At 53.4% G+C, this 18,816-nt stretch carries 15 protein-coding genes; 9 read left to right on the top strand and 6 right to left on the bottom strand.

Annotated elements, in window-relative coordinates:
- Positions 1-72: 72 nt before the first annotated feature.
- Positions 73-2,298, bottom strand: coding sequence for an NADP-dependent isocitrate dehydrogenase (locus ACF8D4_RS14555; protein ID WP_392465695.1), 2,226 nt, complete (start codon positions 2,296-2,298; stop codon positions 73-75).
- Between the two features lie 324 nt (positions 2,299-2,622).
- Here ACF8D4_RS14555 and ACF8D4_RS14560 point away from each other — a divergent pair, with 324 nt between their 5' ends.
- From ACF8D4_RS14560 to ACF8D4_RS14585, 6 genes are all read left to right on the top strand, one after another.
- On the top strand, positions 2,623-3,453 hold the full coding sequence (locus ACF8D4_RS14560) for a pseudouridine synthase (RefSeq protein ID WP_392465698.1): 831 nt from the start codon (positions 2,623-2,625) through the stop codon (positions 3,451-3,453).
- On the top strand, positions 3,446-3,898 hold the full coding sequence (locus ACF8D4_RS14565; protein WP_045283852.1) for an NUDIX hydrolase: 453 nt from the start codon (positions 3,446-3,448) through the stop codon (positions 3,896-3,898). Before ACF8D4_RS14560 ends, ACF8D4_RS14565 begins: the two co-directional genes overlap by 8 nt.
- Positions 3,899-4,065: 167 nt before the next feature.
- Positions 4,066-5,181 (top strand): tRNA 2-thiouridine(34) synthase MnmA, encoded by a 1,116-nt coding sequence (gene mnmA, locus ACF8D4_RS14570; protein WP_392465700.1) that lies wholly within the window; start codon positions 4,066-4,068, stop codon positions 5,179-5,181.
- Between the two features lie 3 nt (positions 5,182-5,184).
- Positions 5,185-5,802, top strand: coding sequence for a high frequency lysogenization protein HflD (gene hflD, locus ACF8D4_RS14575; protein WP_028781430.1), 618 nt, complete (start codon positions 5,185-5,187; stop codon positions 5,800-5,802).
- Between the two features lie 28 nt (positions 5,803-5,830).
- Positions 5,831-7,201: an adenylosuccinate lyase gene (gene purB / locus ACF8D4_RS14580; protein ID WP_392465702.1), complete on the top strand. Its 1,371-nt coding sequence runs from the start codon at positions 5,831-5,833 to the stop codon at positions 7,199-7,201.
- Positions 7,202-7,324: 123 nt separating this feature from the next.
- On the top strand, positions 7,325-8,467 hold the full coding sequence (locus tag ACF8D4_RS14585) for a JmjC domain-containing protein (protein ID WP_392465705.1): 1,143 nt from the start codon (positions 7,325-7,327) through the stop codon (positions 8,465-8,467).
- 146 nt (positions 8,468-8,613) lie between these two features.
- Here the strand turns inward: ACF8D4_RS14585 and ACF8D4_RS14590 are convergent, their stop codons facing one another.
- A complete protein-coding gene (locus ACF8D4_RS14590) occupies positions 8,614-9,048 on the bottom strand; it encodes a DUF4826 family protein (protein WP_044734627.1) in 435 nt (144 codons plus the stop codon).
- A gap of 300 nt (positions 9,049-9,348) precedes the next feature.
- Between ACF8D4_RS14590 and ACF8D4_RS14595 the strand changes: the two genes are divergently transcribed.
- Positions 9,349-10,383 carry a Glu/Leu/Phe/Val dehydrogenase dimerization domain-containing protein gene (locus tag ACF8D4_RS14595; RefSeq protein WP_392465707.1) on the top strand — a complete coding sequence of 345 codons (1,035 nt, stop codon included), beginning with the start codon at positions 9,349-9,351 and terminating at the stop codon, positions 10,381-10,383.
- A gap of 173 nt (positions 10,384-10,556) precedes the next feature.
- A complete protein-coding gene (locus tag ACF8D4_RS14600) occupies positions 10,557-10,895 on the top strand; it encodes a hypothetical protein (RefSeq protein WP_223828833.1) in 339 nt (112 codons plus the stop codon).
- Positions 10,896-10,923: 28 nt separating this feature from the next.
- On the opposite strand, the gene ACF8D4_RS14605 is transcribed toward ACF8D4_RS14600, so the two are convergent.
- The 4 genes from ACF8D4_RS14605 to ppsA form a co-directional block, all read right to left on the bottom strand.
- Complete coding sequence (locus tag ACF8D4_RS14605) at positions 10,924-11,346, bottom strand: MarR family winged helix-turn-helix transcriptional regulator (protein ID WP_025011184.1); 423 nt, start codon at positions 11,344-11,346, stop codon at positions 10,924-10,926.
- A gap of 447 nt (positions 11,347-11,793) precedes the next feature.
- On the bottom strand, positions 11,794-12,243 hold the full coding sequence (locus ACF8D4_RS14610; RefSeq protein WP_392465710.1) for a DUF1285 domain-containing protein: 450 nt from the start codon (positions 12,241-12,243) through the stop codon (positions 11,794-11,796).
- 65 nt (positions 12,244-12,308) lie between these two features.
- A complete protein-coding gene (locus ACF8D4_RS14615) occupies positions 12,309-15,353 on the bottom strand; it encodes an FAD-binding and (Fe-S)-binding domain-containing protein (protein ID WP_392465713.1) in 3,045 nt (1,014 codons plus the stop codon).
- 97 nt (positions 15,354-15,450) lie between these two features.
- Positions 15,451-17,820 (bottom strand): phosphoenolpyruvate synthase, encoded by a 2,370-nt coding sequence (ppsA, locus tag ACF8D4_RS14620; RefSeq protein WP_392465716.1) that lies wholly within the window; start codon positions 17,818-17,820, stop codon positions 15,451-15,453.
- A 124-nt stretch (positions 17,821-17,944) separates the two neighbouring features.
- Between ppsA and ACF8D4_RS14625 the strand changes: the two genes are divergently transcribed.
- On the top strand, positions 17,945-18,757 hold the full coding sequence (locus ACF8D4_RS14625) for a pyruvate, water dikinase regulatory protein (RefSeq protein ID WP_025887679.1): 813 nt from the start codon (positions 17,945-17,947) through the stop codon (positions 18,755-18,757).
- The last annotated feature ends 59 nt before the right edge of the window (positions 18,758-18,816 follow it).

The raw sequence follows: 18,816 nt of genomic DNA on the forward strand, positions 1-18,816 counted from the left end.
GGGTTATCCCCGCCTTTTTAATGCCTGTTTGGCAATTGAATGAGGGAGAGCTCCCTCATTCAGCTTTCAGTATCAAGCGCTCAGAAGACGATTCAGGCTGGCACTTGGGCGCATAGCCTGCTCGGCTTTAACAGGGTCCAGCTTATAGTAGCCACCCAGTTCAACGGCACCACCCTGGGCACCATTGAGTTCTGCCACTATCTGCTCTTCGGCAGCCACCAGGCCTTCGGCCAGAGGTGCAAAATAAGCTTTCAGCTCGGCATCCTTGTCCTGCTTGGCCAGCGCGCTGGCCCAGTACTGTGCCAGGAAGTAGTGACTGCCGCGGTTATCCAGCTGCCCCACCTTACGGGATGGTGACTTGTTGTTATCCAGGAACAGCCCTATCGCCTGATCCAGGCAATCAGCCATCACCTGTGCCTTGGCATTGGCTGTCGTCTGGCTTAGGTGCTCGAGTGAGGCTCCCAACGCCAGGAACTCGCCCAGAGAATCCCAACGCAGGTGGTTTTCCTCTTCAAACTGCTGTACATGTTTGGGCGCACTGCCACCGGCACCCGTTTCGAACAGACCGCCACCGTTCATCAGCGGGACGATTGACAGCATCTTGGCACTGGTACCCAACTCAAGGATAGGGAACAAGTCGGTAAGGTAGTCACGCAGCACGTTGCCTGTTACCGAAATAGTGTCCTTACCGGCTTTAATACGCTCAAGGGAGAAACGGGCCGCCTTTTCAGGTGACATGATGTGCAACTCAAGCCCATCAGTATCGTGCTCAGGCAGGTAGGCCTTCACTTTGGCGATCACCTGGGCATCGTGGGCACGGTTTTCATCCAGCCAGAATACCGCCGGGGTGTTGGTCAGTCTTGCGCGGCGTACGGCCAGCTTGACCCAGTCACGGATAGGTGCGTCTTTAACCTGGCACATGCGCCAGATATCACCGGCTTCAACGGCGTGGGACATAAGCAGATTGCCGTCCTTGTCCAGTACTTTAACCGTACCGGACGCAGGGATTTCAAAGGTCTTGTCATGGCTGCCGTACTCTTCGGCCTTCTGTGCCATCAGACCCACGTTTGGCACGCTGCCCATGGTTGCAGGGTCGAAGGCGCCATGTTCCTTACAGAAACTGATGGTTTCCTGGTAAACACCGGCATAGCAACGATCCGGGATCAGCGCCTTGGTATCTTTCAGCTGGCCATCCGGGCCCCACATCTGGCCGCTGGAGCGGATTGCTGCAGGCATGGAAGCATCGATAATCACATCACTTGGCACATGAAGGTTGGTGATGCCTTTGTCTGAGTTCACCATCGCCAGCTCAGGGCGGCTCTGGTAGACGGCGGCGATATCGGCTTCAATGGCCGCTTTCTGCTCGGCCGGCAACTTGGCTATCTTGGCATAGACATCACCCAGACCATTGTTGACGTCCACACCCAGCTCACGCAAAGTTTCACCGTGTTTGGCGAATACATCTTTGTAGAACACCTTCACCGCATGGCCGAACATAATCGGATCGGACACTTTCATCATGGTGGCTTTCAGGTGCAGTGACAGCAGTACATCTTCCTTGCGGGCCGCTTCAATTTCGCGCTCGAAGAAGGCGGTCAGTTCACGCTTGCTCATAACGGCCGCATCTATGATTTCACCGGCCAGCAACTTAAGCCCTTGCTTGAGCACCAGTTGGCCGCCATCATTTTGTTCCAGCACTATGCTGACAGTATCGGCCTCTTTGAGGGTAACGGACTGCTCGCTGCCGTAGAAATCCCCTTGTTGCATGTGAGCCACATGAGATTTGGAGTCCTTGCTCCAGGCCCCCATTGAATGCGGGTGCTTACGGGCATAGTTCTTGACCGAAGTCGGGGCGCGGCGATCTGAGTTCCCTTCACGCAGCACAGGGTTTACCGCACTGCCTTTGATCTTGTCATAACGGGCCTTGACTTCCCGTTCTTCATCGGTTTTGGCTTCGGCCGGATAATCAGGCAGATCATAGCCCTTGGCCTGCAGCTCTTTGATACAAGCCTGCAGCTGAGGAATGGACGCACTGATATTGGGCAGTTTGATAATATTGGCTTCGGGCTGGGTTGCCAGCTCACCAAGCTCAGCCAGGTGATCGCCGATACGCTGCGCTTCGGTCAGACGCTCGGGGAAGGCGGCAATCACACGGCCGGAGAGAGAAATATCACGGGTTTCGACATTGATGCCGGCTGCCTGAGTAAAGGTTTTGATGATAGGCAGTAGAGATAAGGTCGCCAGAGCCGGCGCTTCATCTGTCTGCGTATAGATGATAGTGGGGGTTTTATCAGTCATTTTCAGTCCTACGCTTTTTATAAAAATGAGTTGTTATAAGTGTTGTTATTCTTTAATTTCCTTGCCTCTTTCGCCCTGGATACCGTTACAGTCGGTAATCTATGTCTATCGTGTTATGGGCGTAAAAATTGGTTGTAGATCACAATTTGGCGAACATCATAGAGCATTCCAGCCAAGATTCAAATTCCACTATAGGCGAGTGGCAGGTACACTCTGCCAAAAGTCACAAACCCGTGTCGCCGCCAAACCGGACATAGGTGTTACACTCAGGCATATCACTCCCAAATGGTCAGAGCACGCGGCTCAAGCAGCCAGGATATCTCAATGAATTCGCCTACCTCCCAACCAAGACGTAAACCCAAACGCCAGCCCAGTCACCCCAAGGGCCCTGACGGTAAAGAGTTTGGCCGAGAGAAGAGTCAGCGCTCCACCAAACCAAGCCCCAACAGCAAGAGTTCCAGTTGCAAGAGTCCCAGTAACAAAAGTTCCAATAACAAGAGACTGGGTCTGAATAAAAAGCGCCCTGGTCCTCAAAAACCCCGGCCAAAAGTACCACCACTCTCGGTTGCAGAAACCCAAGTGGTGCTGCTCAACAAACCCTTCGATGTGTTATGCCAGTTTACCGATGAAGGCGGACGACGCACGCTCAAAGATCTACTGCCCATCGCCGGTATCTATGCCGCCGGCCGCCTGGACAGAGACAGCGAGGGTCTGTTACTGCTCACCAATAACGGTCAGTTGCAGGCCAAGCTGACCCAACCCAACAAGCACACCTTCAAGACCTACTGGGTACAGGTGGAAGGCGATGTCGATGACACCGCGATTCAAGCCTTACGTGAGGGAATTGAGTTGAAAGATGGCCCCACCCTGCCTGCAAAAGTTCGACGACTGCAACAACCCGAATCTTTGTGGCCACGTAATCCACCCATTCGTGAGCGGCGCAATATCCCCACCACTTGGCTGGAGATCTGTATCCGCGAAGGGCGCAATCGTCAGGTACGAAGGATGACAGCCCATGTCGGGTTTCCCACTTTAAGATTGATACGTTATGCCATAGGCAATCTCAGCCTGGATACCGAGCAAGGGCAATGCCTGCAGCCCGGTGAATATCGTACTCTTTCTGAGGCGGCGATTAAGGAGCTTCTCCATGACTGAACGTTATCGCCCCAATGTAACAGTGGCCTGCATTATTGAGGCCGAGAAGCGTTTTCTGCTGGTCGAGGAATTGATAGACGGCCAACAGAAATTCAACCAACCGGCCGGTCACCTGGAAGCAAATGAAAGCCTTATCGACGCCTGTCGCCGCGAGGTGCTCGAAGAAACCGGCCTGACTGTCACCCCTGAAGCCCTGGTGCGGATAGATCAGTTCAGTGCTTCCAAAGAGCTGGCCTTTTTACGTTTCACCTTCTGTGCTCGCCTGGCCAAGTGCCAGAGTGCCAAGCCGTTGGACGTCGCCATCAAGGCCGCCCATTGGTTGAGCATGGATGAAATCACGGCCTTGGGATCCAAGCTTCGCAGCCCCTTGGTCAGCGCCACACTGGAGAGCTATTTGCAGGGACAACGGCTGCCGTTATCTTTGCTCAATAGCGAGCTGTTGTGATTAGCTCTGGGCACCAAGGCGTGATAGAATACGCCCCCGCAGAAACTGAGCGCCTTATGGCTGTTTGTCCACCCCCGCGTCGCGCCAATAACGGCCTGCCACAACCGGGCACAAGCAGCAGTTCTCTTTTCGGGCGTTCATGAATGAATTCAACGGTTTTAGGATCTATGACAGCTAACACTCCCAATGCATCAGGAAAAAAAGTCATTGTCGGCATGTCCGGCGGTGTCGACTCATCTGTTTCAGCCTATCTGCTGCTCCAGCAGGGCTATCAGGTAGAAGGCCTGTTCATGAAGAACTGGGAAGAAGATGACACCGACGAATATTGCTCTGCCGCCGAAGATTTAAAAGATGCCCAGGCTGTCTGTGACAAGCTGGGGATCAAGTTGCACACGGTCAACTTTGCCGCCGAATACTGGGACAATGTGTTCGAGTATTTTCTGGCCGAGTACAAGGCGGGACGCACGCCTAACCCGGACATCATGTGCAACAAGGAGATCAAGTTCAAAGCCTTCCTTGAGTTTGCCGATGACATTCTCGATGCCGACTATATCGCCATGGGCCACTATGTGCGCCGCCGTGATACCGACGGTAAAACCCAGCTGCTTCGCGGCATAGATGGCAACAAAGATCAGAGCTACTTCCTCTACACCTTGAGTCACCAACAGGTGGCTCGCAGCCTGTTCCCTGTGGGTGACCTGGAAAAACCCGAAGTTCGCCGCATCGCCGAAGAGCAAGGGCTGGTCACCTTCAACAAGAAAGACAGCACCGGCATCTGTTTTATCGGTGAACGCAAATTTACTGAATTCCTTGGCACTTATCTGCCCGCGCAACCGGGCAAAATCGAGAGTGTCGACGGTGAAGTGATAGGCGAGCATCAAGGACTGATGTACCACACTCTGGGCCAGCGCAAAGGCCTTGGGATTGGCGGCATGAAAAACAGCAACGACAATCCTTGGTATGTGGTCGACAAAGATCTGAAACGTAATGTATTGGTTGTCGCCCAAGGCGGCCAACACCCAAGACTCATGTCGGTTGGCCTCACAGCCAGACAGTTGCACTGGGTCGACAGGCAGGGCCCGGCCGATGGCGCAAAAATCACGGTCAAGACCCGTTATCGCCAGCAGGATATCCCCTGCACTGTTTATGTCCAGGGTGACGATGAGCTGAGAGTGATCTTCGACGAACCTGTGGCGGCAGTCACGCCAGGGCAGTCGGCAGTATTCTACGACGGTGAAGTCTGCCTGGGTGGCGGCATCATAGAAACCCTGATTAGGGAGTAATCATTGAGCGAGCAATTGCATGACCGCACCATGGCATTTGCCGGCATATTGCAGGCTATCGCCCAGGTGCAATACATAGCCCGCCACGGGGAAAGCGATCCGCAGCAGTTGGCTGCGGCACTCGATGGCATTATGGTGACAGATCCCGAGAATATCGATGAGATCTATCCCGACAAAGTTGTGCTGGCCAACGGCTACAAGTGGATTATCAACCAACTGGGTGACAGCGCCCAGAAAGATGTGGAAATCACCCGCTATCTGGTCGGAATTCTGGCGCTGGAGCGTAAACTGAGCCGCAACCAGGCGGCTCTGGGGATGCTGTCTGAGCGCATCAATCAGGTGCATCGCCAATTGAGCCACTTTGCCATAACCGACGAGCAGGTTATCGCCAACCTGGCCAGCATCTACAGCGATATCATCAGTAATTTGGGGCCCAAGATCCAGATTTCGGGCAACCCCAACATACTGCAGCGGCCACTGGTCCAACATAAAATACGCGCCTTGTTGCTGGCAGCAATGCGCAGTGCCGTACTCTGGCGTCAACTCGGCGGCAAACGCAGACATCTGGTGTTTGCCCGCAAGGCGATCGTCGATACAGCTAAAAAAAGCCTCACCCTATAATAAAGCCAAGTTCATCAAGGAGCTTATAATGGATCTTTCCGCACTGACTGCTATCTCACCGGTAGACGGGCGTTATGGTAGTAAAACCGCCGAACTTCGGGGGATATTCAGCGAGTACGGTCTTACCAAGTATCGTGTTCAGGTCGAAATCAACTGGCTGAAACTGCTTTCCAGCTGCCCTGAAATCGAAGAAGTCCCCCCCTTCAGTGAAGAAGCTCTGGCATTGCTGGACAATATTCGCGATAACTTCAGCGAAGCCGATGCCCTGAGAGTCAAAACCATCGAAGCCACCACCAACCATGACGTTAAGGCGGTGGAATACTTCATCAAGGAAAAAATCGCCGACAATGCCGAGCTGGCCGCCATAGGCGAGTTCGTGCACTTTGCCTGCACCAGTGAGGACATCAACAACCTGTCCCACGGTCTGATGCTGACCGAAGCCCGTGAACAGGTACTGCTGCCATACTGCCAGAAGCTGGTCGATGCCGTTAAAGAGCTGGCCAGACGTTACAAGACTGTGCCTCTGATGTCCCGTACTCATGGCCAACCCGCCTCGCCTTCGACTCTGGGTAAAGAGATGGCCAACGTTGCCGTACGTCTCGAACGCCAACTCAAACAAATTGAAGCGGTTGAGATCATGGGTAAGATCAACGGCGCCGTGGGTAACTACAACGCTCACCTGTCGGCCTACCCAGAAGTTAACTGGCATGAGCTGTCACAGCGCTTTGTCACCAGCCTGGGGCTGAACTGGAACCCCTACACCACTCAGATTGAACCGCACGACTATATTGCCGAGCTGTTCGATGCCGTGGCCCGTTTCAATACCGTGCTGATTGATTTTGACCGTGATATCTGGGGTTATATCGCCCTGGGTCACTTCAAGCAGAAGACTGTGGCCGGTGAAATCGGCTCATCCACCATGCCGCACAAGGTTAACCCTATCGACTTTGAAAACTCGGAAGGTAACCTGGGCATAGCCAACGCCCTGATGCAGCATCTGGCCAGTAAACTGCCGGTTTCCCGCTGGCAGCGCGATCTGACCGACTCCACAGTACTGCGTAACCTGGGTGTGGGTATCGCCCACTCGCTGATCGCCTACCAGGCCACACTCAAGGGTGTCAGTAAGCTGGAAGTCAACGAGGCGCACCTACGCGATGAACTGGATCACAACTGGGAAGTGCTGGCCGAGCCGATACAGACAGTCATGCGCCGCTATGGCATCGAAAAGCCTTACGAGAAGCTCAAGGAGCTGACCCGTGGCAAGCGTATCGATGGTCAGCAGCTGGCAGCCTTTATCGACGGTCTGGAGCTGCCTGAGAACGTGAAACACGAACTCAAGCAACTGACGCCGGCCAACTACATAGGCCGCGCCGAAGCCTTTGTCGATGATTTGAACTGATAGCCTCTTGGCTGTCACGGGCGGTACTGGTTTCCAGTACCGCCTTTTTTCTCCCCGGGGTTTATGCCGTTGCAAGCGGGATAACTGACTGGCCATTGAAACAGTTTATGGATTGGATAACAGATGACGAACACTTACCAGCTGACTCTGGACAGCAATGCCTTTGTTAAAGAGGTGTGGCAGCAACAACCCAAGGTGATCAGACAAGCCTTCAAGGACTTTGTCGATCCTATCGCCGCCGATGAGCTGGCGGGCCTCGCCTGTGAAGAGGAGATTTCCTCACGGGTGGTAATCACCAGGGGGCAGGACTGGGAAGTGATCTCAGGCCCATTTGAAGACTATGACAAGTTCGGTGAAGGAAACTGGCAACTGCTGGTACAGGCCGTCAACCACTGGTATCCGGACTCACAGGGTCTGGTGGAAGCCTTCCGTTTCCTGCCGGACTGGCGCTTTGATGACCTAATGGTGTCCTTTGCCACGCCGGGTGGCGGTGTCGGCCCCCATATCGACAACTATGATGTCTTTATCATTCAAGGCGAGGGGCGCAGGCGCTGGACAGTGGGTGCCAAGGGTCAATACGCCAAGCGTGGCAACAATCCCAATACCCCTTTGATTGAAGACTTTGAGCCCATCATAGATACAGTGCTGGAGCCCGGCGACATGCTGTATATTCCGCCCGGTTTCCCCCACAGGGGCGAAACCCTGACCCTGGCACTGTCCTACTCAATAGGCTTCCGGGCACCGAGTCAGCAAGAACTTATCAGCGAAATGGCCGACTTTATGCTTGATCAGGATCTCGGCCACAAACGCTTCACTTCGAGTGAAGAAGCCGGGCAACCTGCGCTGATCGCCAAGAGCCAGCAACAGGGGATGATGGCGCTGCTGAAAGAGCTGACTGAAAACCCTGACTATTATCAGGGCGTGCTTGGCAAGTTGCTGAGTCAGAACCGCTTTGAACTGGATATTTGCCAGGGTGAGCCTATGAGTACCGAGGAGCTCAGAGAAGCTGCGGCCGAAGGCGCTGTATTCAAGCGCATAGGTGGGCTTAAAATTCTCATGCTGGAAGAGGATCCCAACTGCCGACTGTTTATCAATGGTGAAGCCTTTGAATTGCCGCAAGGCAGTGAAAAGCAGGCGCTGCTTATTGCCAATCACACCAGCATCAGCGGCGAAGATCTTGAGTCACTGCTTCAGGATGATGCCGTGGCATTGCTGCTGTGCGAACTTTTGGAAAAGGGTTATTGCTATCTCAGTGACGAGGAATGAGCCGACTCCCCTGCTGCTAAGGTCGAGGTTTGAACTTTAGGCCTGAGGTTTGAACCCTTATTCAGACTCTCACTTGGCTTGGCCAGACACTGCACAGACACTAAAAAAGCAGCCTACGGCTGCTTTTTTTGTTTGCTCTAGGGTTATCAGCCCCAGAGTTTATCGTCTTCCTGGATCTTGTATAGGCTCTCGGCTCTGGAAACCAGCAACTGGGCGAACTTGGCCTGGGTAGGGTCTTTGGTCGCCCCAGATTGCACCAGGTTCTCGGCCTTGAGCTGCCAGGTCAGCGAAAAGTGACGCAAGGCTTCGCGAGCAGTGGCTGCTACGCTGACATCAACATAGTCAGAAGGCAAGTCACCGGACATCACCCAATAGGTCTTGTGGCTGGGCTGTTTGGATTCGATTTTCCACATGGCTACATAAGGCGCCAGATAACGGCTTTCCGCCGGTACCACTTTGCTGGGGATCACCCCTTTCTCTGCAAGAAATTTATTGGCTTTCTGGAACTGTTCACGCACCCAAGCCTGGCGCAAGGCTTCCTGCTGTTCGGCGTTGGGCGGTGTACTTGTCTGTTCAGTCATAAACTTTCCTTTCTTCTTGTTTGTTTTTATTGTGTTTTTATATTCTGTATCTGTTCAACTAAGCCTCTGGCCGGCTTTTTCAGTACCACCCCATAATGAGACGACTATGGGTGGCTGACTTCAGTTTTCAACCAGCTTTACGTTAACGTAAGGTGGAAAGCAAAATTGCCAGATAGATCACAAATATTCTGCTCATCAGCTTTGTTGAGAGTATCGCTAAATGCTATGGTTCTGCAATAAATATAACAAGCGGTCGGCGGCCGCTAAGCGCCGCCCCAATAAGCACAGCGGAGAACAGACGTGGCTGTATTTAATCATGTATCATTCGACGAACATGAACAGGTAGTATTCTGTCATGACAAGGAAAGTGGCCTGCGCGCCATCATCGCCATCCACAACACCAACTTGGGCCCTGCCGTAGGCGGTTGCCGTATGTGGAACTATCAATCAGATGATGAAGCTCTCACTGACGTGTTGCGCCTCTCCCGCGGTATGACTTACAAGAACGCGCTGGCCGGTCTGGCCATGGGTGGCGGTAAGTCGGTGATCATAGCCGATCCCAAGACAGAGAATCGTGAGCAGCTGTTCCGCGCCTTTGGCCGTTTTGTTCACAGCCTGGGCGGCCGCTACTACTCGGCCGAAGATGTGGGTACCACCCCTGCCGACATCATGATTGCCCATGATGAAACCCCTTATGTGCTTGGCCTGGAAGGAATGAGCGGCGATCCCTCTCCTTTTACCGCCATGGGAACTTACCTGGGTATCAAGGCTGCCGTTAAACACAAGCTGGACAAAGATAGCCTCAAAGGCCTCACGATAGCCGTTCAGGGTGTAGGCCATGTGGGCTATTATCTGTGCAAGCACCTGCATGAAGAAGGCGCCGAGCTGTTTGTAACCGATATTCATCAAGCATCACTGGACAAGGTCGCCACCGACTTTGGCGCCGTGGTGGTTGCCCCTCAGGACATCTATGCTCTGGACGTCGATGTCTATGCCCCTTGCGCCCTGGGCGCCACACTTAACGACACCACACTGCCACAGCTGAAAGCGAGCATAGTCGCAGGCTGCGCCAACAACCAGTTGGCCGAGCCACGCCATGGTGAGCAGCTCAAGCAGATGGGCATCCTCTATGCCCCAGACTATGTGATCAACGCCGGTGGTATCATCAACGTGTCTTTCGAAAAAGACTATGATGCCACCAAGTCTACCGCCAAGGTTGAAGAGATCTACAACACCCTGTTGTCCATCTTCAAGCAGGCCGATGAGCAAAACCGCACCACGGCTGAAGTAGCAGATGAGATGGCCCGCGCCATCATCAATGGTACCCAAGCCTAAGCTCGCTCATATTCCATAAAGGGGCCTTCGGGCCCTTTTTTATTACTGAAAAAATTTTCCTCCTGTCGGCAAATAGATAAGCACCAGAAACAGAAAATTCATTTTTACGGACTGGCAAGCGTCATCTGCCTCTGCTTGACTTAGCATTCGTCATCTCGAAGGTCAGGGAGTCAATGATGCTCAGATTCGGCTATGAAGTGGAACAGCAAAAGGTTGAATTACAGGCCAGCAACTGGAATGGATTTGAGCGTTTGTTTGTCGACGGTAAAGTGGTATCCAGCAAATTCAACCTGGGGCTGCACAGCGAGCACAGCTTCAAGTTGCGTAACGGTGTACGTTGCCGAATGCAACTCCTGGTTGACCCCACCACAGAGCTGACTATCTGTCGCATCTACAAGTGTAACCGCCTGCTGGCGAGCCTCAAACAGGGGAAACAGCAGTCAAGCAGCTCACATCTGCAACACTGGTTGCTACTGGGGGGATTGGTGTGCGTGCTATTGGTTTATCTTTGATTTACCGAGCACACATTCAACCATAGGGTTAACGCTTGTCAGTATGATTTATCTTGTTGAGCAGCATGAGCAGCTGCCCTCTTTCCGGCTCATCCAAGGCTGCCATAAACTTCTCGTTGACCCGCTCGGCCTCGCGAATTAAGTCCTGCTCCATCGCCTTGGCCTGATCGGTCAGAAAAATTTGAAACGCACGCCGGTTGTCTTCTTCCTGATGGCGATAGATTAAGCCTTGTACCTGCAGTTGATCCAGCAGGCGTGTCATGGTGTAGTTGGCCACATCACAGCGACGTGACAACTCGGTTTGGCTGATCCCTTCCTCTTGCCAGAGCGCAAACAACACAGGCCAGAGTTTAATATCCAGCTGATAACGCTTCAGGCGGCTATCCAGTTCATGTTGCAGTTCCACGTTCAGATGGGATACCAGATAACCGAGACTCTCTTTGCGGTTCAAGCAACACCTCCTGTACTTCAGGGCTTGTCTGTTCGCTATCGGCAGGGCTTCGCCCCATTCAGCAAAATCGCTTATTCTGCTTCATTGACGCCGGGCCATGCCGCTGCCGAGTTTAACTATACCACTGAGCCAAATGATTGACCTACTCAGGGGCATGAAAGCAGCGCAAGGTAGGGCATCTCCAGCGGAATAAATCTGCATTGACCGCCCTATACGCAGCTTTTTAACTCGCCTTTTGGGGCATATCTACCAGTCCAGTATCCGCTTTAAACTTGAGTGGCGGCCCTGATTCTGAGTCAATCAAACTTCTATACGAATGGTATTAATACTACCACCTGCTGAATATTTCACTAACACAAGAAAGGAGAATAATGGGGCATTTACAGTCAGGCTACTGTAAATAAAGGTTTTATATCTGCCTGAATGGCAAAGCGATTCCTTTGACTTTTAACTCAGTAAATAGGTTTCGGCAAAGCGATAGAAACAGGCACGCCCAAGCCTGGCCTTTAGACCTCGAGGCAAGCTTACCAATAGCCCGGATTTGGCGCTCTCAAAGGCATTGAGCCCCAGCACCTCGAACTCATTACCCTGGGAGCAAACCAGGGCAAAACGGCTGCTCTCGGCCTCGATATCCAGCTGTTTGTAATCGACTATGATGAGCGGTGTGTCGGCCACCGCTACCTTCAAACGCTCTGCCGGGGTGAGCAACAGATGTTCACCCTCGATGCAGTGCAAAATACTACTGAAGAGCCTGGCGAACTTGGCTGGCAACGGTGAGTTGAGATAATACCAGTCGCCTTTAACGTCTATCTCAAACAGGGCTTGCTGCTGACACAAGTCCGGCCTTGCCCCAAGCCCTTTCAGGGCTTCACTCACCTTGTCTGCCGACTGTTTCATCCTGACTTCCTATTCTTGGGTTCCCTATTCATGGGCTCACTTTTGGAGCCCTATTCTTGGCGCTCTCAGGCTTGCGTTTGAGTCAGCTCCAGCAAGGCTTCGATGGGGTGCCTGGGCCTAAAGCCACCAAAGCGTTTGACCTGGCTGCGACAGGAGTAGCCGGACACCAGTATCTGCTCCTGCGGCAGCGACTTTATCGCCTCGTCCCAGGACATCTCATACAGAGCCTTGGAGCGTGGCAGGTTTTCCAGCTCATGGCCATAAGTACCGGCCATGCCGCAACAACCCAGATTCACGGTTCCCAACTTGGCACCAAAACGGGCAAAGATGGTTTGCCATTCTTTGGCAGTGCCGGGGCGAGCACTGGATTCAGTGCAGTGGCTGAACCAGGTGAACTCGCGCCCGCTTGCAGGCAGTTGCGGTAACTGCTCGAGCATGGCACTGAGCCACTCGCTGGCAAGCTGGACATTGAATTGGCCGCGCTTGGCGCCGAGCGCCTCACGGTATTCGTCGCGATAAACCAGCACCAACGCAGGATCTACCCCCACCATGGGCATGCCAAGGGCATGCACCTGATTGAGAAAATCGGCGGCGGTCTGCGCCGTCTTGGCAAACTGCTCCAGAAACCCCTTGATATGAGCCGGTTTACCGTTGGGCTTGAACGGCAGCAATACCGGCTTGAGTCCAAGCGCTTCAATCAGGCGAATAAAGCGATAAACCAGTTCGGCATCGTAGAAGCTGTTGAAAGGATCCTGCACTACCAACACATAGTTTTGTCGCTCAGCGGCGGGGATAGCGCTCAAGGCGTTGAGATCATAACCACGGCTGGGGTGAGCATCCAGGCGCTGTTTCAGCGTAGGAACAGACAGCGCAGGCGCATCCACATACCCCAGAGCCTTCTTAATCACCCACTTGGATAGAGGATTCTGCGCCACAAAGTTACTCAGCCGGGGCGCCTTGGCCATCAGCTGCACCGAATCCTCGACACCGGCCACCAGGTAATCCTTGGCGGGACGCTGGTAACGGCGGTAATAGATACTGAAAAACTTTGCCCGGAACTTGGGGACATCCACCTTCACCGGACACTGGCCGGAGCACGCCTTACAGGCGAGACAGCCCTTGAGCGACTCCATCACCTCGTGGGAATAGTCGTATTCTTTCTTGGCGTTGAGGCTGTTCTGCAGCCGCTGCAATAAGCCCATGGGTTTGGACTTGGCCAGCTCATTGACATCAACGCCTTCAGATTCCAGCAGTCGCAGCCATTCACGCATTAACCCGGCGCGGCCCTTGGGCGAATGGATCCTGTCTCCAGTCACCTTGAAAGAGGGGCACATGGGCGAAAAGCGGCTGTAGTTGAAACACAGGCCGTTGCCGTTACAGTTCATCACATCCGGAAAGGCATCGCGGACACTGACAGGTATTTGCCTATCGAAACTGCCGCGCTTGGTACTGTCGACATTGTAGATAAGCTGTTGGCCTTTGGGCGCCACCAGCTTACCTGGGTTGAGTTTATTCTGGGGGTCGAACAGCGTCTTAACTTCTTCAAGCTCACTCCAAAGCTGCTCGCCAAATACCTGGGGGCCATACTCACCACGCACGCCTTTACCGTGCTCGCCCCACATCAGGCCGCCGTATTTCTGCGTCAGTGCCGCCACTTGATCCGAAACGATGCGCAGCAAGGCTTCATCCTTGGGATCGCACATATCCAGCGCCGGACGCACGTGCAGCACCCCGGCATCCACATGGCCGAACATGCCGTATTGCAGTTGATGGCTATCCAACAGGGCACGGAACTCCATGATATAGTCGGCGAGCTTTTCCGGTGGTACGGCGGTATCTTCGGCGAAGGCTATCGGTTTGCGGCGGCCTTTGGTGGCCCCGAGCAGCCCGACCGCCTTCTTGCGCATGGCATAAATCTTATTGATGGAACCGGCATCCCGGGTAAGCTGATACCCAAGCACCCCTTTTTCACCGGCGGCAATCTGTGCATCCAGCGCCGCGGCCAGACGCTCTGCCCGCTCATCGACCTGGGCTTGTTCTCCGGCAAACTCCACCATGTTAAGGCCATCGATTACCTTGCCGGGCACTTCCTGGATAAGCTCGGATACCGAGTGCCAGATAATGTCTTCCCGCGCCAGATTCAGCACCTTGGAATCGACGGTTTCCACCACAGTGGCATTGGCGAGCACCAAGTCGGGCGCATGGCGTAGTGCCGATTCAAAAGAGTCATACTTGATGTTGACCATAAGGCGGCTGGCCGGCAAAGGGGTGATATCCAGTTTGGCCTCAGTCACCACCGCCAGCGTACCCTCTGAGCCCGTGAGGATCCGCGACAGATTGAATTCGCTCAGCTGTTGATCCCAGACATTTTTCAGATCGTAACCGGTCAAAAAACGGTTCAGCTTGGGAAAGCGCTGTTCAATCAGTTCTCGCTGCTCACTGCAGCGACGGGCCACTTCGGTAATCAACTTGTTGCCGAGCGGGTTGTCAGTGACCTTCTCACCCGATTCCAGTGCCTCGCGGCTCACCGGAGCCGTGTGCAGCACACTGCCATCCACCAACACACTGGTAAGCTCCAGCACATGATCCGAGGTCTTGCCATACACCAGCGAGCCGGCGCCGGAGGCATCGGTATTGATCATCCCGCCCAGAGTGGCACGGTTGGAGGTGGAAAGATCCGGGCTGAAAAAAAAGCCGTGCGGCCGCAGCGCATCATTGAGCGCATCCTTGACCACACCGGCCTCGACTCTGACCCAACCTTCCTCTGGGTTAACTTCCAGCACCCGGTTCATATGGCGTGAGAGATCCAGCACTATCCCATGGGTCAGCGCCTGGCCATTGGTTCCTGTACCGCCGCCGCGGGCACTGAAGACCACCTTGGCAAAAGCCTCCTCACAAGCGAGCCGCAACGCCATGGCAATATCGGCGCTGTCTCTGGGATAGAGCACCGCCTGCGGCAGGAACTGATAGACAGAGTTATCCGTCGCTTGAGCCAAGCGGGCACTGTAGCGCCTGTCGATATCGCCGCGAAAGCCTCGCTGCTCAAGCGCATCCAGATAATCCAGATACAGGGGTTCCAGAGTTTGTTGGTGTGATAATAGGGGTAACATCTTATTGCTCGGCTCAATTATTGTTATCGGGCCATTATAAACAAAAAGAAGCCGCTAAAAAGCGGCTTCTTTCATAACTTACTGAGTTGTTTCAAGCTTAGCCGTGGGCTTCAGCCAGGTACAACCAGGTGTCGATCACAGTGTCTGGGTTCAGAGACACTGTGTCTATGCCCTGCTCCACCAACCAGGCAGCGAAGTCGGCGTGATCCGAAGGACCCTGACCACAGATACCCACGTAAGCACCCTTGGCCTTGGCTGACTTGATAGCCATCGCCAGCAACGCCTTGACGGCTTCGTTACGCTCGTCGAACAGGTGACTGATGATGCCCGAGTCACGGTCCAGACCCAGAGTCAGCTGAGTCAGGTCGTTGGAGCCGATGGAGAAACCATCAAACATCTCCAGGAACTGATCCGCCAGCAGGGCGTTGGATGGCAGTTCACACATCATGATGACGCGCAGACCATCTTTACCACGCTCCAGACCCTGCTCTTTCAGCAGTTCGATAACCTGACGGCCTTCTTCAAGAGTACGAACGAACGGGATCATGATCTCAACGTTCTTCAGCCCCATGTCGTTACGAACCCGTTTGATGGCTTCACACTCGAGGGCGAAACAATCACGGAACGACTCGGAGATATAGCGGCTGGCGCCACGGAAGCCCAGCATTGGGTTCTCTTCCTCTGGCTCGTACTTGTCACCGCCGATCAGGTTGGCATATTCGTTTGACTTGAAGTCAGACATACGCACGATGGCCTTCTTGGGGTGGAATGCTGCAGCGATAGAAGAGATACCTTCCACCAGGCGGGCAACATAGTATTCAACCGGAGAATCATAACCGGCAATCATCTCGGTGATCTCGGCTTTCAGCTCATCGGTTTGCTGATCAAATTCCAGCAGAGCCTTGGGGTGAATACCTATCATACGGTTGATGATGAACTCGAGACGGGCCAGACCCACACCTTCGTTAGGCAGACGGGCAAAGTCGAAGGCGCGGTCAGGGTTACCCACGTTCATCATTATCTTCATCGGCAGATCAGGCATGGAATCAACGCGGCTGGAAATCACATCAAACTCCAGCTTGCCTTGATAGATATAACCTGTGTCGCCTTCGGCGCAGGATACCGTCACTTCCTGACCGTTTTGAATTTTGTCGGTCACGTCACCACAACCCACTACCGCAGGCACGCCCAGTTCACGGGCAATAATGGCAGCGTGACAAGTACGACCACCACGGTTGGTGACAATGGCGCTGGCGCGCTTCATGATAGGTTCCCAATCCGGGTCAGTCATATCGGTAACCAGTACATCGCCTGGCTGGATCTTGTCCATTTCGTCGATAGATTTGAGCACCTTGGCAACACCTGAACCCACCTTGTGGCCAATGGCGCGACCCTCACAGATCACTTCGCCACGGCTCTTGAGGTGATAACGCTCAATCAGCTGCACATCTTCACGGGAGCGTACGGTTTCAGGGCGAGCCTGAACTATGTAGAGACGACCGTCGTTACCGTCTTTGGCCCATTCGATATCCATCGGACGGCCATAATGCTTTTCAATGATCATCGCCTGCTTGGCCAGCTCCATCACTTCTTCATCATTGATGGAGAAAGTCATGCGCTGTTCTTTGGCGACATCTTCAATTTTCACCTGCTTGCCGTGAGATTCATCATCCGAGTACACCATCTGGATCAGCTTGCTGCCGATGTTACGACGAACAACGGCCTTGTGACCGGCAGTCAGGGTTGGCTTGTGTACATAGAACTCGTCCGGGTTAACCGCACCTTGTACTACCATTTCGCCCAAACCGAAGGAAGAAGTGATAAATACCACATCCTTGTTACCGGACTCGGTATCCATGGTGAACATCACGCCTGAAGCCGCCTTGTCGGAACGTACCATGCGCTGAACACCGGCTGACAGCGCCACACCGCGATGGTCGTAACCCTGATGCACACGATAGGAGATAGCGCGATCATTGAACAGGGAGGCAAACACATGCTTGATGGCAACCAATACAGCTTCGAAGCCCTTCACGTTGAGGAAGGTTTCTTGCTGACCGGCAAATGAAGCGTCGGGCATATCTTCTGCAGTGGCAGAGGAACGCACGGCGAATGAGGCGTCTAGGGTTTCAGAGGCTAATTTTTCGTAGGCTTCCCGAATCGCTTGTTCGAGTTCTGGCTGAAATGGGGTTTCGATAACCCACTGTCTGATCTGTGCACCAACTTTAGCCAGTGCGTTGACATCATCTACATCCAATGTGTCAAGAATGTCGTATATCTTCTGGTTTACTCCACTTTGCTCAAGAAACTCATTGAACGCGTGGGATGTGGTCGCAAAGCCGCCAGGTACTTGAACACCGGCATTGGCCAGATTACTGATCATTTCACCAAGGGAAGCGTTTTTACCGCCGACCTTGTTGACGTCACCCATGCCTAATTCCTGATACCAGAGTACGTATTGCTGCACAGTTCTATCTCCGCAAGTTTATTTCAGTGGCCCCTTCACACGAGGGCAGCGGCATTTTACACTCCGTGGCAACAAGCGTAAATCTATAATTTTATTTGTAATTTTATTACTACACGAGGTCGGCATGGCACGTAAAGTATTCTACATTTCTGATGGAACAGCGATCACGGCCGAAGTGTTTGGTCACGCAGTACTTTCTCAATTTCCATTGGAATTTGACTCACTTACCATTCCTTTTGTGGAAAATATTGCTAAGGCAGAAGCTGTTAAAAAGCAGATTAATGATAGTTTTATTACAACAGGGGAACGGCCTCTGGTGTTTCATTCCATCGTCAAACCGGAAATTCGCGACATCATTTATTCCAGTGAAGGCCTGGACTACGACTTTCTCAACACTTTTGTCGCGCCACTGGAGCAACAATTGGGGGTACCGGCCAGCCCGGCACTGCATCGCACCCATGGTATGGCCAACGCAGGTTACGATGCCCGTATCGACGCCATCAACTTTGCCATGGAAAACGACGACGGCCAGACCATGAAGCATATGGACAAGGCCGACATTATCCTGCTTGGGGTTTCCCGCTGCGGCAAGACGCCATCAAGCCTCTATCTGTCGATGCAGTTTGGTATCAAGGCCGCCAACTATCCTTTTATTCAGGATGATATGGACAACCTCAAGCTGCCCGAGGTGCTGAAACGCAACAAATCCAAACTGTTTGGGCTGACCATTGAACCCGTACGCCTGCATGAGATACGTCAGAGCCGAATGGAGAACAGCCGCTATTCCTCCTTGCGCCAATGCCGCCTCGAAGTCAAAGAGGTGGAGATGATGTTCAAGAAAGAGCGCATACCTTATATAGACACCACCAACCAATCGGTCGAGGAAATTGCCACCAAGATCCTCGACGCCACGGGTCTTGAGCGCCATATGTTCTGAAAATCCCCCCAGGCGGCAGACAAAACCTGCCCGAGTTGAAACTGAGTTACAGAATGGCA

This window comes from Shewanella sp. YQ_9, from assembly GCF_043103185.1.
GTDB lineage: Bacteria > Pseudomonadota > Gammaproteobacteria > Enterobacterales > Shewanellaceae > Shewanella > Shewanella algae.

What these genes read in the sequence shown, in the direction of transcription:
- ACF8D4_RS14565 (WP_045283852.1), top strand. Translation starts at nt 3,446, where the DNA reads ATGACTGAACGTTATCGCCCCAATGTAACAGTGGCCTGCATTATTGAG.
- purB (WP_392465702.1), top strand. Translation starts at nt 5,831, where the DNA reads ATGGATCTTTCCGCACTGACTGCTATCTCACCGGTAGACGGGCGTTAT.
- ACF8D4_RS14585 (WP_392465705.1), top strand. Translation starts at nt 7,325, where the DNA reads ATGACGAACACTTACCAGCTGACTCTGGACAGCAATGCCTTTGTTAAA.
- ACF8D4_RS14590 (WP_044734627.1), bottom strand. Translation starts at nt 9,048, where the DNA reads ATGACTGAACAGACAAGTACACCGCCCAACGCCGAACAGCAGGAAGCC.
- ACF8D4_RS14560 (WP_392465698.1), top strand. Translation starts at nt 2,623, where the DNA reads ATGAATTCGCCTACCTCCCAACCAAGACGTAAACCCAAACGCCAGCCC.
- ACF8D4_RS14625 (WP_025887679.1), top strand. Translation starts at nt 17,945, where the DNA reads ATGGCACGTAAAGTATTCTACATTTCTGATGGAACAGCGATCACGGCC.
- ACF8D4_RS14555 (WP_392465695.1), bottom strand. Translation starts at nt 2,298, where the DNA reads ATGACTGATAAAACCCCCACTATCATCTATACGCAGACAGATGAAGCG.
- ACF8D4_RS14615 (WP_392465713.1), bottom strand. Translation starts at nt 15,353, where the DNA reads ATGTTACCCCTATTATCACACCAACAAACTCTGGAACCCCTGTATCTG.
- ACF8D4_RS14600 (WP_223828833.1), top strand. Translation starts at nt 10,557, where the DNA reads ATGATGCTCAGATTCGGCTATGAAGTGGAACAGCAAAAGGTTGAATTA.
- ACF8D4_RS14610 (WP_392465710.1), bottom strand. Translation starts at nt 12,243, where the DNA reads ATGAAACAGTCGGCAGACAAGGTGAGTGAAGCCCTGAAAGGGCTTGGG.
- mnmA (WP_392465700.1), top strand. Translation starts at nt 4,066, where the DNA reads ATGACAGCTAACACTCCCAATGCATCAGGAAAAAAAGTCATTGTCGGC.